1 pseudogene is annotated in these 466 nt (G+C 39.5%); it reads left to right on the forward strand.

The features are described 5' to 3' along the window. Nucleotides 1-466 (forward strand): annotated as a pseudogene (locus H4O21_RS28125) (MFS transporter); the annotation flags it as partial.

A 466-nucleotide genomic window follows, 5' to 3' on the forward strand; every position in this document is an offset into this window, starting at 1 on the left:
CTACCATTATTAAATTTAGCTGGCCCAGTAACGGGTTTAATTATACAGCCCATAATAGGTGCTATTTCAGATAAAACATGGTCGCCTCGATGGGGAAGACGTAAACCTTTCTTTTTGATTGGGGCATTATTAGGTAGTTTGTGCTTGTTTGCTTTTCCATTTAGTCCAGCTTTGTGGTTTGCCGTTGGCTTACTTTGGATTTTGGATGTAGGAAACAATATGGCAATGGAGCCTTACAGAGCTTTTGTAGGGGATAAACTGCCCAACAGTCAGCTAAGTTTTGGGTATCAAATGCAAAGTTTGTTTGTTGGTGCTGGCATAGTTTTGGCAAATGCTTCCATCTTTCTTTTTCAAGATTGGTTTGGTGGTGTAGAGGAGGTTACCGAAAGTGTAACATCCATACCAAAATGGTTGTATTATTCCTTTTTTATTGGGGCTGTTTTGTCCATTTCAACCATTCTTTGGT

It is taken from the genome of Oceanospirillum sediminis, assembly GCF_014164585.1.
In the GTDB taxonomy this organism is placed as follows: domain Bacteria; phylum Pseudomonadota; class Gammaproteobacteria; order Pseudomonadales; family Halomonadaceae; genus Oceanospirillum; species Oceanospirillum sediminis.